This is a genomic window from Pseudomonas sp. LB1P83 (genome assembly GCF_054897885.1).
Genome location: NZ_CM142709.1, coordinates 1,462,053 through 1,480,161, shown reverse-complemented (window position 1 = coordinate 1,480,161; position 18,109 = coordinate 1,462,053). Strand labels below are relative to the sequence as shown.

The 18,109-nt window shown below is 59.2% G+C and carries 18 protein-coding genes; 3 read left to right on the top strand and 15 right to left on the bottom strand.

Annotated features, from left to right (window positions below; genetic code table 11):
* Positions 1 to 19 precede the first annotated feature (19 nt).
* From fliK to ACYZTY_RS06715, 3 genes are all read left to right on the top strand, one after another.
* Positions 20 to 1,597, top strand: coding sequence for a flagellar hook-length control protein FliK (gene fliK, locus ACYZTY_RS06725; protein ID WP_461957818.1), 1,578 nt, complete (start codon positions 20 to 22; stop codon positions 1,595 to 1,597).
* Positions 1,594 to 1,923: an EscU/YscU/HrcU family type III secretion system export apparatus switch protein gene (locus tag ACYZTY_RS06720; RefSeq protein ID WP_461957817.1), complete on the top strand. Its 330-nt coding sequence runs from the start codon at positions 1,594 to 1,596 to the stop codon at positions 1,921 to 1,923. The genes fliK and ACYZTY_RS06720 overlap by 4 nt, the downstream gene beginning before the upstream one ends.
* Before the next feature lie 143 nt (positions 1,924 to 2,066).
* A complete protein-coding gene (locus tag ACYZTY_RS06715) occupies positions 2,067 to 2,396 on the top strand; it encodes a hypothetical protein (protein ID WP_461957816.1) in 330 nt (109 codons plus the stop codon).
* A gap of 245 nt (positions 2,397 to 2,641) precedes the next feature.
* Here the strand turns inward: ACYZTY_RS06715 and ACYZTY_RS06710 are convergent, their stop codons facing one another.
* The 15 genes from ACYZTY_RS06710 to ACYZTY_RS06640 all read right to left on the bottom strand — a co-directional run bounded on the left by ACYZTY_RS06710 (position 2,642) and on the right by ACYZTY_RS06640 (position 18,037).
* Positions 2,642 to 3,034, bottom strand: a complete 393-nt coding sequence (locus tag ACYZTY_RS06710; RefSeq protein ID WP_461957815.1) for a DUF2802 domain-containing protein — start codon at positions 3,032 to 3,034, stop codon at positions 2,642 to 2,644.
* A complete protein-coding gene (locus ACYZTY_RS06705) occupies positions 3,035 to 3,520 on the bottom strand; it encodes a chemotaxis protein CheW (RefSeq protein ID WP_008155806.1) in 486 nt (161 codons plus the stop codon).
* A gap of 88 nt (positions 3,521 to 3,608) precedes the next feature.
* Positions 3,609 to 4,505 (bottom strand): CheW domain-containing protein, encoded by an 897-nt coding sequence (locus tag ACYZTY_RS06700; protein ID WP_461957814.1) that lies wholly within the window; start codon positions 4,503 to 4,505, stop codon positions 3,609 to 3,611.
* 147 nt (positions 4,506 to 4,652) lie between these two features.
* A complete protein-coding gene (locus ACYZTY_RS06695) occupies positions 4,653 to 5,441 on the bottom strand; it encodes a ParA family protein (protein ID WP_461957813.1) in 789 nt (262 codons plus the stop codon).
* A 40-nt stretch (positions 5,442 to 5,481) separates the two neighbouring features.
* A complete protein-coding gene (motD, locus tag ACYZTY_RS06690; protein WP_461957812.1) occupies positions 5,482 to 6,372 on the bottom strand; it encodes a flagellar motor protein MotD in 891 nt (296 codons plus the stop codon).
* Between the two features lie 15 nt (positions 6,373 to 6,387).
* Entirely contained in the window at positions 6,388 to 7,128 is a 741-nt protein-coding gene (locus ACYZTY_RS06685; protein ID WP_131061601.1) for a flagellar motor protein, read from the bottom strand.
* Positions 7,128 to 8,267 carry a protein-glutamate methylesterase/protein-glutamine glutaminase gene (locus tag ACYZTY_RS06680; RefSeq protein WP_461957811.1) on the bottom strand — a complete coding sequence of 380 codons (1,140 nt, stop codon included), beginning with the start codon at positions 8,265 to 8,267 and terminating at the stop codon, positions 7,128 to 7,130. The genes ACYZTY_RS06685 and ACYZTY_RS06680 overlap by 1 nt, the downstream gene beginning before the upstream one ends.
* 49 nt (positions 8,268 to 8,316) lie before the next feature.
* Complete coding sequence (locus ACYZTY_RS06675) at positions 8,317 to 10,548, bottom strand: chemotaxis protein CheA (RefSeq protein ID WP_461957810.1); 2,232 nt, start codon at positions 10,546 to 10,548, stop codon at positions 8,317 to 8,319.
* Between the two features lie 53 nt (positions 10,549 to 10,601).
* Positions 10,602 to 11,390 (bottom strand): protein phosphatase CheZ, encoded by a 789-nt coding sequence (locus ACYZTY_RS06670; protein ID WP_461957809.1) that lies wholly within the window; start codon positions 11,388 to 11,390, stop codon positions 10,602 to 10,604.
* Positions 11,391 to 11,412: 22 nt separating this feature from the next.
* A complete protein-coding gene (locus ACYZTY_RS06665) occupies positions 11,413 to 11,784 on the bottom strand; it encodes a chemotaxis response regulator CheY (RefSeq protein ID WP_003183998.1) in 372 nt (123 codons plus the stop codon).
* Positions 11,785 to 11,951: 167 nt separating this feature from the next.
* The gene (gene fliA / locus ACYZTY_RS06660; protein WP_007894214.1) at positions 11,952 to 12,692 is read right to left on the bottom strand and encodes an RNA polymerase sigma factor FliA; all 741 of its coding nucleotides are present in this window, start codon (positions 12,690 to 12,692) and stop codon (positions 11,952 to 11,954) included.
* On the bottom strand, positions 12,689 to 13,519 hold the full coding sequence (gene fleN, locus ACYZTY_RS06655; RefSeq protein ID WP_003222917.1) for a flagellar synthesis regulator FleN: 831 nt from the start codon (positions 13,517 to 13,519) through the stop codon (positions 12,689 to 12,691). Before fleN ends, fliA begins: the two co-directional genes overlap by 4 nt.
* Before the next feature lie 116 nt (positions 13,520 to 13,635).
* On the bottom strand, positions 13,636 to 14,970 hold the full coding sequence (gene flhF / locus ACYZTY_RS06650) for a flagellar biosynthesis protein FlhF (protein ID WP_461957808.1): 1,335 nt from the start codon (positions 14,968 to 14,970) through the stop codon (positions 13,636 to 13,638).
* A gap of 11 nt (positions 14,971 to 14,981) precedes the next feature.
* The gene (gene flhA, locus ACYZTY_RS06645) at positions 14,982 to 17,111 is read right to left on the bottom strand and encodes a flagellar biosynthesis protein FlhA (protein ID WP_461957807.1); all 2,130 of its coding nucleotides are present in this window, start codon (positions 17,109 to 17,111) and stop codon (positions 14,982 to 14,984) included.
* 263 nt (positions 17,112 to 17,374) lie between these two features.
* Positions 17,375 to 18,037: a hypothetical protein gene (locus ACYZTY_RS06640; RefSeq protein ID WP_461957806.1), complete on the bottom strand. Its 663-nt coding sequence runs from the start codon at positions 18,035 to 18,037 to the stop codon at positions 17,375 to 17,377.
* Positions 18,038 to 18,109 lie beyond the last annotated feature (72 nt).

The window sequence follows — 18,109 nt, the reverse complement described above, 5'->3', positions numbered from 1 at the left end:
CCTCAGGTTGTGACCGCGTATGACAGGCGAAATGAACATCCTCCCGCTACCGCAGACCGCCCCCGCGACTTCGCGGCCATTGGTGGTGAGTGGCGATCTGCTCAAGCTGCTGACGCCGATGGAGGGCCTGATCACACCCGGCCAGACCGCCAAGGCTGAAGTGCTGTCGCTCAAGCAGGCGGATCAGACCTTTCAACTGTTGCTCAAAGTCACCCTTGAGAGTGGCCGCCAGACCACGGTCCAGGCCACCAGCACCCAGCCTTTGCCCCAAGGCACCAGCCTGGCCATCACCCAGCCGTCAGCCAGCAACCTGGCGATCACGGTGCAGCAGGCCATCGCTTCCAGCGTCGCCACCCTCACCCGCATCGACACCGCACAATTGCCGGTCGGCACCTTGCTGCAAGGCAAAGTGCTGACCTCACAGGTTCTGCCGCAGGTGCCGGGACAGCCGACGGTGTTTCGCTCGATGGTGAGCCTGCTCAACACTGCGTTGAGTGGCAGCACGCTAAGCATCGAAAGCCCGACACCGTTGCGCATCGGTACGTTGTTGAGTGCCTTGGTGCAAGACACACAAACCCTGAAATTCGTGCCGCTGAGCAATCGTCAGGAGCAGTTGGCGGTCACCCAGCAGCTGGTCAGTCAGCAGAGCCGCCAAGGCTCGCTGGATGGCTTGATCAAAGTCCTGCAAAACCTGCCTCCCCCGTCGGATCAGACGTCCAGTGACCTGCGGGTTGCAGTGGAAAAACTGCTGGCCGGTTTGCCGGACGTTCAACAACTGAGTACGCCCAAAGGCCTGGCTCAGGCGCTGGCCAACAGCGGCCTGTTCCTCGAAGCGAAACTGCTGACCGGGCAAAACCCGACGCTGGCGCCGGACATGAAAGGCGATTTGCTCAAGCTGATCGCGCAACTGACGCCGGGCTTGCCGGCCAACACCAATCTCAACGCGATCCTGGCGGCCAACACGCTGGTTCAGTCCATGCCGAGCTTCGTGCGCAGCGCCCTCGGCATGCTCGGCCAGGTCAGCGCCAAACCGCTGCCCACCAGTTTCCCGCTCCCTGAACGGCTGCTGCAAAGCCAGGACGGTGAAAACGATCTGGAGCATTTGCTGCGTCTGGCCGCGGCGGCCGTTTCGCGCCTGCAAAGTCATCAATTGTCGAGCCTTGAGCAAACCGGCGTCACTGACGATGGACGGCTGCTCAGCACCTGGCAGTTGGAAATCCCGATGCGCAACTTGCAGGACATCGTGCCGTTGCAGGTCAAATTCCAGCGCGAAGAAGCGCCCGAGAAAGAACAGCCGCACGAACGTCGGGACGAACGCGAGCCGAAACAGCAACTGTGGCGCGTGGACCTGGCGTTCGACATGGAGCCCCTGGGCCCGTTGCAGATTCAAGCGCAACTGATCAGAGGCAGCCTGTCCAGCCAGCTTTGGGCCGAACGGCCGTACACCGCCAGCCTGATCGAAAGCAATCTGGCCGCACTGCGCCAGCGCCTGCTGGACTCCGGACTGAACGTCGGCGATCTGGATTGCCACCTCGGCACGCCACCGCAAGGCCCTCAAACCCGCCTCGAACAACGCTGGGTCGACGAAACCGCATGAGAAACCCCAACACCCCACGCCAGGCCATCGCCCTCAAATACGACGGCAGCCACGCCCCTACCCTCACGGGCAAAGGTGACGAAGAACTGGCCGAAGCCATTCTGAAGCTTGCCCGCGATTATGAAGTGCCGATCTATGAGAACGCAGAGTTGGTGAAGCTGCTGGCGCGGATGGAACTGGGGGAGAGTATTCCGGAGGAGTTGTACCGCACGATTGCCGAGATTATTGCGTTTGCGTGGAACCTGAAGGGCAAGTTTCCGACGGGGTATGATCCGGATGCGCTGATGGTGGAGAAGGACATCACCGATCGCGGGGATGATTACTGATTTAAGTACTCTTTCACTTATATCCTTACACGGTCATCCCTCACCACAACCGCTCGTCGGTACTGTCAGATCTGACAGTAGCCTGACCTTTTCCGTCTCGCGCCTAATAACTCCGTCATTACCCACTTCGACAGGAGTCACTCATGAGTAACGCCAACAAAAACTTAACCAATACCCCCCTGAAAATCACCACCGTATTGGATGCGAAAGGCAAATCTGTTCTTCCAGAAGGGGAGCTCAGCACAACTGAAGGATTTGCGACTTTCTCTGGAACCTGTAAATCCTGGCCCGAAGAAAGGTCATTGTTCCTGAGAGCTGGCGAGACCGATGGAGGCTATCAATTCCCTGTAGACGCGAATATTACTGAATGGTCAACACAGGTATGGTTGAACGAACCAGGTCTCGTCAATCACAACCTAGTTGATGAAGAAACTGAGGAAGAATCTGACGCCTATCCGATTAATTGGGTTTGATGTGCTGGCGCAAAAAGGTGATGGAAGGCCCAAGAGTTCATCTTCCTGCAAGTTAACGTGTGGGCTTTCCTTGAACATCCCTCTCCGAACTTAACTACCGCCAGAGCTGATGCTGGTAATGAATGCGCCAGAAACCCTGGACATTGATTAGATTCAAATTTCAAAAACGCACCCTGCGGCATCTCGCCTGTTGACAGTGAACATTCACAAACAGGAGGTGCCGAGGCTGCGACCTTTCGATTTCATCAACTCTTGTGAAGCTTACGCATCAACTCCGCCTCAGCCTGGGTCAACCCGCAAGACTGGGTCAGCTCATCAACGGTAGCCCCCATCCCGACCAGGCGCGCCGCCTGGGCAAACGACAGGCTCGACGGATCGCGCTGTTCCAGCTGAGCCAGTTTGTCCGGCAACGGGCCAACGACGGCGCGCAGTTCGTGCAGGTCTTCACCCATGCGCACGTTGCCGCTCTGATAGTCGTCGACGCGCTTGGCCAGGTCCTTGATGCGCTGGTCGCGCAGCGCATCACCCTGGGCCTGTTGCGCGGCAATTTGCCGTTGAGCGCGAATGTACGCCAGGAACATTGCCAGCGTGCCTGCCCAGAAGAGGAACAGGACAATGACCGCTACCTCAAGAATCAATCAGATGTTCTCCAGGTCCGACCATTCTTCTTCGCTCATCATCTTGTCGAGTTCGACCAGGATCAGCAGTTCGTTGTTCTTGTTGCACACGCCTTGGATGAACTTGGCGGACTCTTCGTTACCCACGTTTGGCGCGGTTTCGATTTCCGACTGACGCAGGTAAACCACTTCGGCCACGCTGTCGACCATGATCCCGACCACTTGCTTGTCGGCTTCGATGATGACGATACGGGTGTTGTCGCTGATCTCGGCATTCATCAGGCCGAAGCGCTGACGGGTGTCGATCACGGTGACCACGTTACCGCGCAGGTTGATGATGCCCAGCACGTAGCTCGGGGCACCCGGGACCGGGGCGATTTCGGTGTAACGCAGGACTTCCTGAACGCGCATCACGTTGATGCCGTAGGTTTCGTTGTCCAGTTTGAAGGTTACCCATTGCAGGATCGGATCTTCAGAACCTTTTGCATTCGTCGCTTGATTACTCATACCCTGACCCCTCGAAAAACCGCTTCTGGCGGTGTGTGCTCTGTTGGCGGCATTCAACAATGCCATCGCATACTTGTTATGTCGGCAGCTATGTCGGTTTGTGTAGCGGCTTGCTGCTGCTCATGTGCTTAGCCCCGCCGCTGGCGATCAACTCGGCCAGGGCGGAAACGTCCAGCAATGCACACATGTGCTCAATCACCGTGCCGGCGAGCCATGGCCGCTGACCTCGATGACTTCTCCATTTGATTTCGTTCGGGTCCAGGCGCAACGAGCGGCTGACCTGATGCACCGCCAGCCCCCACTCGTAGCCCTGAACCGAAATAACGTATTGCAGGCCCTGACGGAAATCGTCGCGGTAACGGTCGGGCATGACCCAGCGTGCGGTATCCAGGACTTTCAGGTTGCCGGCCTGACTCGGCAAGATCCCGAGGAACCATTCCGGCTGACCGAACAGCGGTGTCAACTCGTGACCGGCCAGCGAATAAATCGAGCCCAGGCACACCAGCGGCACCGCCAGGGTCAACCCGGCGACATCGAACAACAGGCATTCGAACGGCTCGGCAGCCCACGCCGGACGACCGTCGGTTTCCACCGGTGGCGGCGTGTTGCTCGGCGGCAGATGAACTTCGACCAGCGGCGGTACAAGGGTTTGTAGCAACGGTGCGAGGGTCGAGACCGGCGCCAGAATCGGTGCCGGCGCCTCTTCGATCACCACCGGTGCTTTTGCGACCGCCGCAACCACTGGCGCCACGACAGGCGCGGCAGGCATAACGGGTTTCCGCGCATCACGCGCCTGCTCTTCAAGCACTGCTGCCTGGAACTCATCCAGTGCTGCTTCGACCTCGACCGTTTCAACGGCCTCAATGACTTCAGCCACCGCTTCGACTTCCAGCGGCAACTCTTCAGTCGCCTCCATCAGCAGGCTGTCCAGATAGGACTGGAGCGCCAGTTGTGGACGCGAGGTGATTTTCACCGGCCGACTCATGCGCGCACCTGTGTAGGAGCGAGCGGTGCGGCGATCCGACTTGCCCGCGAAGAACGATAATGCGATTTAACAGTTAAGACCGCGGTGCTGCCTTCGCGGGCAAGTCGGATCGCCGCATCGCTCGCTCCTACAAGAGCTAGGTTCATCTCAGGCCACCTGCGGGACAAGTTGTGCCGCCAGCAAATGCTTGAGCAAGGCGCGATAAGCGAGAACACCACGGCTCTTGCCGTCGAATTGTGAAGGCGTCAGCCCTGCCCGACTCGCATCCCGCAGGCGCGTGTCGATCGGGATGTAGCCTTGCCAGATTTCTTCCGGGTATTTGTCGCGCAGCACGCGAAGGGTTCCGAGGGAAGCCTGGGTGCGGCGGTCGAAGAGGGTCGGAATGATGGTGAACGGCAACGCCACTTTGCGTGAGCGGTTGATCATCGCCAGGGTGTTGACCATGCGCTCCAGGCCTTTGACGGCCAGGTGCTCGGTCTGTACCGGGATCACCAATTGCTGGCTCGCCGCCAAGGCATTGACCATCAACACGCCGAGCAGCGGCGGGCTGTCGATCACCGCGTAATCGAAGTCCTGCCACAGTTGCGCCAGGCTCTTGGCGATCACCAGGCCCAAGCCACTCTGGCCCGGCGACTGACGTTCAAGCGTGGCCAGAGCGGTACTCGACGGCAACAGGGAAATGCGTTCGTCACTGGTCGGCAGCAGCAACTGCCCGGGCAAGCCTTGCGGCACAGTGCCCTTGTGCAGAAACAGGTCGTAGCTGCTGTGTTCCAGGCTGTCGGGGTCGTAGCCGAAGTAGCTGGTCATGGAGCCGTGCGGATCGAGATCGACCACGACCACGCGCTTGCCCCCCTCGGCCAGTAAACCGGCTAAAGCGATAGAGGAAGTGGTTTTACCAACACCACCCTTTTGATTGGCAACGGCCCAGACTCTCATTCGGATTGTTCCACCCAGGTCAGGTCGACCGGGAAAAAGCTCAACGTGTTAATGCAGGCGACGGAGAATTGACGGCGCTCTCTCGTACCGGCGACTTGACCGGGGTAGGTGCAGTTTGTGTGCCAGCACGCTTCAACGCGGCATCCGGTTGTGCATGGGCGGTTCCGGTACCGGTGAGGCTGCGGCGTACATCGAGATTGCGTGACACCACGAGCACCACACGCCGGTTACGTGCGCGGCCCTCGGCGGTGGCGTTATTGGCCACCGGCTGGAACTCGCCGTAACCTACCGATGCAAGACGGCCGGGGTTTACACCCTGCATCGCCAGCATGCGCACGATGCTCGACGAACGGGCCGAGGACAGCTCCCAGTTGGTTGGGTATTGCGCGGTGCGGATCGGTTGATCGTCGGTAAAGCCTTCGACGTGAATCGGGTTGTCGAACGGTTTCAGAACGCCGGCAACCTTGTCGATGATGCTGAACGCCATGTCGCTGGGCATGGCGTCGCCGCTGCCGAACAACAGGCTGGAGTTGAGCTCGATCTCGACCCACAACTCGTTGCCGCGCACGGTCATCTGGTTGGACTTGATCAAGTCGCCGAACGCCGCGCTGATGTCATCGGCGATACTTTTCAGCGGATCGCTGGCCCCGGCCACACCCGCGTCGACCTGCTCGCTGTCCTTGACCAAGGGCTTGGCCGGGGTCACGGTCTGCGGCCGTTCTTCACCGATCGGAATCGGCTTGAGCGAGCGATCGGCATCCGCAAAGACCCCGATCAACGCTTGCGAGATGACTTTGTACTTGCCCTCGTTGATCGAAGAAATCGAGTACATGACCACGAAGAATGCGAACAGCAACGTGATGAAGTCGGCGTAGGAAACGAGCCAGCGTTCGTGATTGACGTGTTCTTCAGGTTGCCTGCGACGTGCCATGGTCCATGTCTCCCATCAATCCATGAAGCCCTGAAGCTTCAACTCAATAGAGCGAGGGTTTTCACCTTCGGCGATCGACAGGATCCCTTCCAGCAACATTTCGCGATAGCGCGACTGGCGCAATGCGACGGACTTGAGCTTGGCGGCGATTGGCAGCAACACCAGGTTGGCACTGGCCACGCCATAGATGGTCGCGACGAAAGCGACGGCGATGCCGCTGCCCAGTTGCGTCGGATCGGCCAGGTTGCCCATGACATGGATCAGGCCCATCACCGCACCGATGATGCCGATGGTCGGCGCGTAGCCGCCCATGCTTTCAAAGACTTTGGCCGCTTCGATGTCGCGGGATTCCTGGGTGTAGAAATCCACTTCCAGAATGCTGCGAATCGCTTCCGGTTCGGCGCCGTCCACGAGCAGTTGCAGGCCTTTGCGCGAGTAGCTGTCAGGTTCGGCATCCGCCACCCCTTCCAGGCCGAGCAAACCTTCCTTGCGGGCGGTCAGGCTCCAGTTCACCACGCGATCAATGCCACCGGCCAGATCAACGCGCGGCGGGAACAGAATCCAGCCGATGATTTGCATGGCGCGCTTGAAGGCGCTCATCGGCGATTGCAGCAATGCCGCGCCGATGGTCCCACCGAGTACGATCAGCGCCGCCGGGCCGTTGGCCAATGCGCCGAGGTGACCGCCTTCAAGGTAGTTGCCGCCAATGATGGCGACAAACGCCATGATGATCCCGATTAGGCTTAAAACATCCATCAGATACACGCCTCGACCAAGTGCTTGCCAATATCATCCAGGCCGTAGATCGCGTCAGCGAGGTCGGCTTTGACGATGGCCATCGGCATGCCGTAAATCACGCAGCTCGCTTCATCCTGAGCCCAGATCGCACTGCCGCCCTGCTTGAGCAGACGCGCGCCTTCACGACCGTCGGCGCCCATGCCGGTCAGTACGACCGCCAGAACTTTGTCGCCGTAGGACTTGGCTGCCGAACCGAAGGTGATGTCCACGCACGGTTTGTAGTTCAGACGTTCGTCGCCCGGCAGGATTTTCACCGCGCCTCGGCCGTCGATCATCATTTGCTTGCCACCTGGGGCCAGCAGCGCCAGGCCCGGACGCAGGATGTCGCCATCCTCGGCTTCCTTCACGCTGATGCGGCAGAGCTTGTCCAGACGTTCGGCGAAGGCCTTGGTGAAGGCGGCCGGCATGTGCTGGATCAACACGATCGGGGCCGGGAAGTTGGCCGGCAACTGGGTCAACACCCGTTGCAGGGCAACCGGGCCGCCCGTGGACGTGCCGATGGCCACCAGTTTGTAGGCTTTGCGTTTCGGCGCGGGCGACGACGGGCCGGCCGATGCAGGGGCGTGGGTACGCGCAGGAATCGAAGCCGGTGCCGGACGCGCAGGTGCACTGCTGCCGTAACTGCTGACGCTCGAAGGCGCAGGCATCGGGGCTGGCGCGGCGACCGGGGCCGGTGCACTGTAGGTATTGGCACGACGATTACTGCGCGAAATGCTGAGAATCTTCTCGCACAGCAGTTGCTTGACCTTCTCCGGGTTACGGGAGATGTCTTCGAAATTCTTCGGCAGGAAATCCACCGCGCCGGCGTCCAGTGCATCGAGGGTTACCCGAGCACCTTCATGAGTCAGCGAGGAGAACATCAATACCGGGGTCGGGCAGCGCTGCATGATATGCCGCACGGCCGTGATGCCATCCATCATTGGCATCTCGTAGTCCATGGTGATCACGTCTGGCTTGAGGGCCAGCGCCTGATCGATCGCCTCTTTTCCGTTGGTCGCCGTACCGACGACCTGGATGTTCGGATCCGCTGAAAGAATTTCCGAGACGCGGCGGCGGAAAAACCCCGAATCGTCCACCACCAGGACTTTGACTGCCATAAACACTCCGTTAGACGGAGCGAGGCTCTGTCGCCCCGCTCCACCAGAATCAAATACGCCGTGCGGCGTAACGCTTGAGCATGCTCGGAACATCGAGAATCAGCGCAATGCGGCCGTCACCGGTGATGGTGGCGCCCGACATGCCCGGGGTTCCCTGGAGCATTTTGCCCAATGGCTTGATGACCACTTCTTCCTGGCCCACCAGCTGGTCGACGACGAAGCCGATCCGCTGAGTACCCACCGAAAGGATCACCACATGGCCTTCGCGCTGCTCTTCGTGAGCGGCGGAGCTGACCAGCCAGCGCTTGAGGTAGAACAATGGCAGTGCCTTGTCCCGCACGATCACCACTTCCTGGCCGTCCACCACGTTGGTGCGCGACAGGTCGAGGTGGAAGATCTCGTTGACGTTCACCAGCGGGAACGCGAACGCCTGGTTGCCGAGCATGACCATCAGCGTCGGCATGATCGCCAGGGTCAACGGGACCTTGATGACGATCTTCGAGCCTTTGCCCTTGGTCGAGTAGATATTGATGGTGCCGTTGAGCTGGGCGATCTTGGTTTTCACCACGTCCATGCCCACGCCACGACCCGACACGTCGGAGATCTCGGTCTTGGTCGAGAACCCCGGGGCGAAGATCAGGTTGAAACAGTCGGACTCGCTGAGGCGGTCCGCCGCATCTTTGTCCATCAAGCCTTTCTTCACGGCAATGCCGCGCAGAACATCAGCGTCCATGCCTTTGCCGTCATCGGAGATGGACAGCAGGATGTGGTCGCCTTCTTGTTCGGCGGACAAAATCACTTTACCGCTGCGCGGTTTGCCCATCGCTTCACGCTCGGCCGGCTCTTCGATGCCGTGGTCGACCGAGTTGCGCACCAAGTGGACCAGCGGGTCGGCCAGGGCCTCGACGAGGTTCTTGTCGAGGTCGGTTTCTTCGCCGACCAGCTCCAGGTTGATCTCTTTCTTGAGCTGGCGAGCCAGGTCGCGAACCAGACGCGGGAAGCGCCCGAAGACTTTCTTGATCGGTTGCATCCGGGTCTTCATGACCGCGGTTTGCAGGTCGGCCGTGACCACGTCGAGGTTCGACACGGCCTTGGACATGGCTTCGTCGCCGCTGTTGAGGCCCAGACGGACCAAGCGGTTACGCACCAGTACCAGTTCGCCGACCATGTTCATGATTTCGTCGAGACGCGCGGTATCAACCCGCACGGTGGTCTCGGCTTCACTGGCCGGTTTTTCCGGTGGCGGCGCAGACGGTGCGCGGGCCGGAGCCGGCGCAGCGGCAGCAGCTGGCTTCGGCGCTTCGGCTTTAGGCTCGGGCGCTTTGGCAACCGGTTTCGGCGCAGCAGCCTTGGCGGCTGGAGCAGCCACCGCAGCACCTGTGCCGACTTCGGTGAACTTGCCTTTGCCGTGCAATTCGTCGAGCAGCGATTCGAACTCGTGATCGGAAATCAGATCACCGCCGGCCGCTTTAGCGGTTGGCGCAGCCGAAGCGGGTACGGAGGCAATGGCCGACTCCAGCGCATCAACAGCAAAGTTGCCTTTGCCGTGCAGCTGGTCGAGCAGTGCTTCGAATTCATCGTCGGTAATGTCGGAGCTGTCGCCTGCCGCTTTCGGGGCAGCCGGTGCAGCAGGTGCCGCCACCGCATCAACGGCGAACTGGCCTTTGCCGTGCAGTTGATCGAGCAAAGACTCGAACTCGGCATCGGTGATTTCGTCGCTGGCCGCTGAATCAGCGGCAGCTACTGGAGCCACGGCCGGCGCTTCGGCTTGAGCCTTGACGGCGTTCAGCGAGTCCAGCAGTTGTTCGAATTCGTTATCGGTGATGTCGCCCGATTCTTCAGCGGCCGGTGTTTCGACCACTTCAGCAACCGGGACCGATTCATCAGCCGTTTGCGGCTCGGCCAGACGGGCCAGTGCCGCGAGCAATTCAGGCGTTGCAGCCGTAATCGGGCTGCGTTCGCGCACTTCGGTGAACATGCTGTTCACCGCGTCCAGCGCTTCGAGAACCACGTCCATCAGTTCCGAGTCGACGCGACGTTCACCCTTGCGCAGGATGTCGAACACGTTCTCGGCGATGTGACAGCACTCCACCAGCTCGTTGAGCTGGAGGAAGCCGGCGCCCCCTTTTACAGTGTGAAAACCGCGAAAAATTGCATTGAGCAAATCCGCATCATCCGGTCGGCTTTCAAGCTCGACCAGCTGTTCGGACAGTTGCTCTAGAATCTCGCCGGCCTCAACCAGGAAATCCTGAAGGATCTCTTCATCGGCGCCGAAGCTCATTAAGGGGGTGCTCCTGAGGTCTAAAAACCTAAAAAACCTAAAATGCTAAAACTCTAAAATCCTAGGCTGGATAACAAATCGTCCACATCGTCCTGACCGGACACAACGTCTTCTCTTTTATCGGCATGAATCTGCGGACCTTCACCCTGAGAGAGATGTTTTTGCGGATCTTTTTCAGCGAGCATCGCATCACGGTCATGTTCGATACCCGCAAAGCGGTCTACCTGACTGGCCATGAGCACGAGCTTGAGCAGGTTGCTTTCAACTTCGGTGACCAATTGGGTCACGCGCTTGATCACCTGACCGGTGAGGTCCTGGTAATCCTGGGCCAGCAGAATGTCGTTGAGGTTGCTCGACACCGTGCGATTGTCTTCGCTGCTGCGCGTCAGGAAACCGTCGACGCGCCGGGCCAGCTCACGGAACTCTTCAGCCCCGACTTCGCGACGCATGAACCGACCCCAATCCGTGCTCAACGCCTGGGCTTCTTCGCTCAGGCGGTTGACCAGCGGCGTGGAATTCTCCACCAAGTCCATGGTGCGGTTGGCAGCGGCCTCGGTCAGCTTGACCACATACCCCAGACGCTCGGTGGCGTCCGTGATCTGCGACACTTCCTCGGCTTGCGGCATGTTCGGGTCAATCTGGAAATTGACGATCGCGCTATGCAGCTCGCGAGTGAGCTTGCCCACTTCCTGATACAGGCCGCGGTCACGGGTCTGATTGAGCTCATGGATAAGTTGCACAGCGTCGCCGAACCTGCCTTTTTCAAGGCTTTCGACCAGTTCGACCGCGTGTTTTTTCAGGGTCGATTCAAAATCGCCCAGTGAAGATTCTTTATGCTCCATAGCTCCCCCGTGGCGCAGTGGATCAACCGATGCGTTCGAAAATCTTCTCGATTTTTTCTTTCAACGCCTGGGCCGTGAAGGGTTTGACCACATAGCCGTTTACACCGGCCTGGGCCGCTTCGATGATCTGCTCGCGCTTGGCTTCAGCGGTCACCATCAGCACTGGCAAGTGCTTGAGCTTTTCATCGGCGCGCACGTGACGCAGCAGATCGATACCGGTCATGCCAGGCATGTTCCAGTCCGTTACCAGAAAGTCGATGCTCCCGCTGTTGAGAACCGGAATGGCAGTAGTGCCATCGTCGGCCTCGACCGTGTTGGTGAACCCAAGGTCACGCAACAGGTTTTTTATGATCCGCCGCATCGTTGAGAAGTCATCAACGATGAGGATTTTCATGTTCTTGTCCAATTCGACCTCCAAGCAGTCTTAAACGCGCCCAGCACCTGGACGCGCCATTTCAATCAATCCGGCAATGCACTCGATGACTGTCTGGAGCACAACAGATCGCGACCGGTGCAGTTCAACACCACACCGGCCTCGTTCGCAGTGTCCCCACACTGCCTTCAGCGCGCTCGCCACTCCCCCAAACGCCCCCGCAAACGGGCCGCGCACTGGCTGTGTAACTGGCTGACCCGAGATTCGCTGACCCCCAGGACCTCACCGATTTCCTTGAGGTTCAGCTCTTCGTCGTAGTACAGCGCCAACACCAGTCGCTCACGCTCCGGCAAATTGGCAATCGCGTCCGCCAGCGCAGCCTGGAAGCGTTCATCTTCCAGATCGCGTGACGGCTCGAGATGAGCACTCGCGCCATCCTCGTGCAGCCCTTCGTGTTCGCCGTCCTGCAACAGATCGTCGAAACTGAATAACCGGCTGCCCAGGGTGTCGTTCAAAATCCCGTAATAATCGTCGAGACTCAATTGGAGTTCGGCCGCAACCTCATGATCTTTAGCGTCACGACCGGTTTTAGCTTCAATCGAGCGAATTGCGTCGCTGACCATGCGGGTATTGCGGTGAACCGAACGTGGCGCCCAGTCCCCCTTGCGTACTTCATCGAGCATCGCGCCGCGGATTCGAATGCCCGCGTACGTCTCGAAACTCGCGCCTTTGCTGGCGTCATATTTGGTCGATACTTCAAGCAGGCCGATCATCCCGGCCTGGATCAGGTCTTCAACCTGAACACTGGCTGGCAGACGGGCCAGCAAGTGGTAAGCAATGCGTTTGACCAGTGGCGCGTAACGCTCGATCAGCTCGTACTGCGCGTCACGTGCCGACTTCTTGTAGAGGTTGTAGCCACTGGCTGTCATAGGACGGGTCCTGCGGTCTGTTGCACGAGGCGCTCGACGAAAAACTCCAGGTGCCCACGCGGGTTGGCAGGCAGCGGCCAGGTGTCGACCTTCTGCGCGATCGCCTTGAACGCCAGGGCGCACTTGGAACGCGGGAAGGCTTCATAGACTGCACGCTGCTTCTGCACGGCCTTGCGCACGCTTTCGTCGTAAGGCACCGCACCGACGTATTGTAAGGCGACGTCGAGGAAGCGGTCCGTGACCTTGGTCAACTTGGCGAACAGGTTGCGACCTTCCTGCGGGCTCTGGGCCATGTTGGCCAGGACGCGGAAGCGGTTCATGCCGTAATCGCGGTTCAGCAGTTTGATCAGCGCGTAGGCATCCGTGATCGAGGTCGGCTCGTCGCACACCACCAGCAAGACTTCTTGCGCTGCGCGAACGAAACTGACTACCGAGTCACCAATACCCGCAGCGGTGTCGATCACCAACACGTCGAGATTGTCGCCGATATCACTGAAGGCCTGGATCAGGCCGGCGTGTTGGGCCGGGCTCAGATGAACCATGCTCTGTGTGCCGGACGCGGCCGGGACGATGCGAATGCCGCCGGGGCCCTGCAACAGAACGTCGCGCAGCTCACAGCGGCCTTCGATCACGTCGGCCAGGGTACGTTTGGGTGTCAGCCCCAACAGGACGTCGACATTCGCCAGCCCCAGATCGGCGTCCAGCAGCATGACGCGCCGGCCGAGCTCAGCTAGAGCCAGGGACAAGTTCACTGACACGTTAGTCTTCCCGACGCCACCTTTGCCGCCGGTCACCGCGATCACCTGTACGGGATGCATGCTGCCCATGTTATTTCTTTACCTTGTCTTGCATAGACGGAGGCCACATTACTGGCTGCGCGTTCATCAACTGAACAATGCATGGCAGACCATCGATGTAGGTACAAAAACTGTTCATTAGTACCTCAGCCAACCTGCTTGGTCGGGCTGTGGTAAATATCAGCGAACATGTCAGCCATGGCTTCTTCGCTGGGTTCTTCTTGCATTTGCACGCTTACGGCGCGACTGACCAACTGATGACGACGCGGCAGATGCAGATCATCCGGAATCCGCGGGCCATCGGTCAGGTACGCCACCGGCAATTCATGACTGATCGCCAGGCTTAACACCTCGCCCAGACTTGCCGTTTCATCCAGTTTAGTCAGGATGCAGCCAGCGAGCCCGCAGCGCTTGTAACTGTGATAAGCGGCCGTTAGAACCTGTTTCTGGCTGGTGGTTGCCAACACCAGATAATTTTTTGACTTGATGCCACGTCCGGCCAGGCTTTCGAGCTGCATGCGCAGTGCCGGATCGCTGGCCTGAAGGCCCGCGGTATCGATCAACACCACGCGTTTGCGCAACAAGGGATCCAGTGCCTGCACCAGCGATTGCCCCGGATCGACGTGAGTTACCGACACGTTGAGGATCCGGCCCAGGGTCTTGAGTTGCTCCTGAGCTCCAATACGGTAGCTGTCCATGCTCACCAGCGCGATATTTTGTGCGCCATATTTCAGAACGTAGCGGGCCGCGAGCTTGGCCAGGGTGGTGGTCTTGCCCATGCCGGCAGGGCCGACCATGGCAATCACGCCGCCCTCTTCCAATGGCTCGACTTCCGGTGTGGCGATCATCCGCGCCAGGTGCGCCAGCAACATGCGCCAGGCCTGACGGGGTTCCTCAATGTCGGTAATCATCGACAGCAAGTCGCGGGACAACGGGCCGGACAGGCCGATGCGTTGCAGGCGACGCCAGAGGTTGGCCTGGGCCGGACGGCTGCCTTGCAGCTGATTCCAGGCCAGGGAGCCGAGTTGCACTTCCATCAGTTCGCGCAGGCTGTTGAGTTCGAAACGCATCGAGTCAAATGCCCGTGGGTCCACGCCGCCAGCGGCTGGTGCCGGGGCTGGAGCGGAGCGACGAGGTTCGGCATAGGTCGGTTCGATCAGCGGCTCGGCGGCGGTCAATGGCAGGCCGGCGAACAACTGGCGATTGGTGGTCTTGTCGCCTTCGGTTTCGCCTTCGCCACGCAGGCTCAATTCGGCCTGGGCAGTGACGATCCGCGACTGGGTCTTGCGCAGCTCGTCCTCGAGTTCCATGTTCGGAACACGCGGGGCCAGCGCCGACAATTTGTAATCCAGGGCAGCCGTCAGCTCGACACCACCGGCGATCCGGCGGTTGCCAATAATGGCGGCATCAGCGCCCAGCTCATCACGAACCAGTTTCATGGCCTGACGCATATCGGCGGCGAAAAAACGCTTAACTTGCATAAACCACTACCTCAGCCGTTGGGCCCTACTGTCGCAACGATGGTCACTTGCTTGTTGTCAGGAATTTCCTGGTAAGCCAACACATGCAAACCCGGGACTGCCAGTCGGCCGAATCGCGAAAGCATCGCGCGAACCGGACCGGCCACCAGCAGAATCACCGGTTGACCTTGCATTTCCTGACGCTGCGCCGCATCGATCAACGAGCGTTGCAGTTTCTCAGCCATGCTTGGCTCCAGCAGAACGCCCTCTTCCGAGCCTTGTCCTGCCTTCTGAAGACTATTGAGCAATATCTGTTCCAACCTTGGCTCCAGAGTGATAACTGGTAGCTCGGAGTCAGTCCCTACAATGCTTTGGACGATTGCGCGGGATACGCCGACGCGCACCGCGGCCACCAGAGCGGCAGTATCTTGACTCTTGGCAGCATTGTTGGCGATGGCCTCGGCGATGCTGCGAATGTCCCGCACTGGCACCTGTTCGGCCAGCAACGCCTGAAGCACTTTGAGCAGTTGCGACAGCGACACCACGCCCGGCACCAGCTCTTCAGCCAGTTTCGGCGAGCTTTTGGCCAGCAATTGCATGAGTTGCTGGACTTCTTCGTGACCGATCAGTTCGCTGGAGTGCTTGTACAGAATCTGGTTCAAGTGAGTGGCCACAACCGTACTGGCATCGACCACGGTGTAACCGAGCGACTGCGCCTGGGCACGCTGGCTGATTTCGATCCAGACCGCCTCCAGGCCAAAAGCCGGATCTTTGGCGGTTATGCCATTGAGAGTGCCGTAGACCTGCCCCGGGTTGATCGCCAATTCGCGATCCGGGTAAATCTCGGCTTCAGCCAGGATCACGCCCATCAGGGTCAGACGGTAAGCACTCGGCGCCAGGTCGAGGTTGTCACGAATGTGCACAGTCGGCATCAGGAAGCCCAGGTCCTGGGACAGCTTCTTGCGCACGCCCTTGATCCGCGCCAGCAACTGACCACCCTGGTTGCGATCCACCAACGGAATCAGGCGGTAGCCGACTTCCAGGCCAATCATGTCGATCGGCGTCACGTCGTCCCAGCCCAGCTCCTTGGTTTCCATGGCGCGGGCCGGCGATGGCAGCAACTCTTGCTGACGCTTGACCTCTTGCAGGGCCTGAACCTTGACCACATTCTGCTTCTTCCAGAACAGGTACGCGCCACCAGCGGCCACGGCCGCCATGCTGAGAAAGGAGAAGTGCGGCATGCCGGGCACCAGGCCCATCACTGCCATCAAACCCGCCGCCACGGCCAACGCTTTCGGCGAGGCGAACATCTGGCGATTGATCTGCTTGCCCATGTCTTCCGAACCGGAAGCACGGGTCACCATGATCGCTGCCGCTGTCGATAACAGCAGTGATGGCAATTGCGCCACCAAACCGTCACCGATAGTCAGAAGTGCATAAACCCGGCCGGCATCGCCGAAGGTCATGCCGTGCTGGAAGATACCGACCGCCATGCCGCCGATCAGGTTGATGAACAGAATCAGCAGACCGGCGATGGCGTCACCGCGCACGAATTTGCTGGCACCGTCCATGGAGCCGTAGAACTCGGCTTCCTGGGCGACTTCCGTCCGGCGCAGCTTGGCCTGGTTCTGGTCGATCAGGCCGGCGTTCAAATCGGCGTCGATCGCCATTTGTTTGCCGGGCATCGCATCGAGAGTGAAACGCGCGCTCACTTCGGAAATCCGCCCGGCACCCTTGGTCACTACGACGAAGTTGATGATCATCAAAATCGCGAACACCACGATACCGACCACGTAGTTACCGCCGATCACCACCTCACCGAAGGCCTGGATCACCTTGCCGGCTGAGGCGTGACCGTCCTGACCGTGGAGCATCACCACCCGCGTGGAGGCCACGTTCAACGCCAGCCGCAGCAGCGTCGCCACCAATAGAATGGTCGGAAACACCGCGAAATCCAGCGGTCGCAAGGCATAGACGCAGACCAGCAACACCACGATCGACAAGGCAATGTTGAAGGTGAAGAACACGTCCAGCAGGAACGGTGGGATCGGCAACATCATCATTGCCAGCATGACCAGCAGCAACAACGGCACACCCAGATTGCCCCGACTCAAGTCGGCAACGTTTGTGCGGGCAGTGTTGAATAACTGAGAGCGATCCACCGGTTTTCCCCGTTTCTTTAAAGCAAACTTTTGACGCCCAAAGCAGGCGCAGGGCGGCTACTGCAAGAAACCTTCCAACTTTTGCGGAGGCGGGAAATAGAGGGGCTTATGAAGCTTTTGGTAGCAGCTGCCGAGCCTGCGAGGCTGCGTTCGGCTGCGCAGCAGTCGTCAAGCCGTTCGAGGACTGCGGTCGATGACTCCGTTTCGAACGCAGCCTCGCGGGCTGGTCAGTTTGTACGCTTGTAAAGCACCCGATAAAAGGATCAACCCGCCGTCAGAATCTGCTCTTCGCGAATCTCGCCAAACTCAAGCTTGCTGCCAACCATGTACCGTGTACCTCGATTCATCTGTGATCCCTCCGCCTCCACCAACTCTTCTTGGGCATAACCAAGCATGACGACTGCCGCCGGCGACTTGGAATCATCCGCCACGTCATGCCCCAGCATCACGTCCAACGCCCATTGAAACTTAATGACCGGCAAATCATTCACCCGGATCTCGCGCTTTTTCGTATGGCGATAATCCAGTGTTGCGACAACCTGAAGCTGCCCATCGACAAATGAGAACTCAGGTTTATGAGCACGTTGCTGCAAGACCCCGGCTGACCACTGATCGTTGTAGTATCTTGGATCATCAAAGATGCGGCACAGCGCCTCTGCGCTATGGATATTTCCGGCAGAGCTTCCCAAATAGTTGAAGCTGTCATGGTTGGCGAGCCCATCCAACACGGGCCTGATGGCATTTTCTTCAAAGTTTAAATACCCAGGTATCCAGGCATTGGCCACCTGCACAAAGTGCGTGAAATCCAGCGACATTCTGAACGTGACCGAATAACCGATGGCGCTTTCTGCCGGCTTATTCTTCAGAACACCCGAAACAAACTTCAACTCCATACCCTGCAGTTTTCGATATACAAGTGCTGTCATGATTATTCCCATTGGAGCTGACGTAAACACCCATCCTTGGTGCTCCAATCGAATGATCAGAACCTCCACTGC